At 71.5% G+C, this 987-nt stretch carries 1 protein-coding gene; it reads right to left on the reverse strand.

The window, feature by feature from the left end:
• Window positions 1-144: 144 nt before the first annotated feature.
• Window positions 145-987: 2-oxo acid dehydrogenase subunit E2 (locus tag ACFPZL_RS13645; RefSeq protein ID WP_382335934.1), on the reverse strand; the 843-nt coding region annotated here is incomplete at its 5' end.

The raw sequence follows: 987 nt of genomic DNA on the forward strand, positions 1-987 counted from the left end.
CGAGCCGCGGGGGTGGTCGGATTGCGCGGCGGCCGCAGCGGGGCATGCGGTGCGGTCGAGGATCACGCCGCGGCAGCCGGAACCGGTGGAACGAGCACGCGGGGGCCCGGCGTTCCCGCCGGACCCCCGCGTGCTCGATCGAACTCAGATGCCGAGGTCGGCCTCGAAGCGCGCCTCCTCCAGCCGGGACTTGACCTGGGTGAGGAAGCGGGCGGCATCCGCACCGTCGATCGTCCGGTGATCGTACGAGAGCGCCAGGTAGACCGTCGAGCGGATGGCGATGGCATCGCCCTCCGGGCCCGAGATGACGGCCGGCTTCTTCACGACCGCGCCCGTGCCGAGGATGGCCGACTGCGGCAGGAACACGATCGGGGTGTCGAACAGCGCGCCGCGCGAGCCGGTGTTCGTCACGGTGAACGTGCCGCCCGAGAGCTCATCCGGAGTGAGCTTGTTGTCGCGGGTGCGCGCGGCGAGATCGGCGATGTCGTGAGCGATCTGCGCGAGGTTCTTCTCGCCGGCATCGCGGACCACGGGCGTCAGCAGGCCGCGCTCCGTGTCCACCGCGATACTGATGTTCTCGGCGGCGGGGTAGACGATGCTGTCGTCCTCCACCGTCGAGTTCACGATCGGGTACGTCCGCAGTGCCTCGGCGGCCGCCAGCACGAAGAAGGGCAGGAACGACAGCTTCGTGCCGGTCTTCTCCAGGAAATCGGCCTTCTTCGCGTCGCGCAGACGGGCCACCGCGGTCACGTCCACCTCGATGACCGTGGTCAGCTGGGCGGTGCCCTGCAGCGAGGCGACGGCGCGCTCGGCGATCACCTTGCGCAGCCGGCTCATCTTCTGCGTCGTACCGCGCAGCGGCGAGACCTCGACCGGTGCGGCCGCAGCGGCTCCCGGTGCCGACGATCCGGCCGACGCAGCGGGCGCGGGCTGGGCCGCCGCGAGCACGTCCTCCTTGCGGATGCGCCCGCCGACACCGGTGCCGGC

The organism is Leucobacter soli (assembly GCF_042659205.1).
GTDB lineage: Bacteria > Actinomycetota > Actinomycetes > Actinomycetales > Microbacteriaceae > Leucobacter > Leucobacter soli.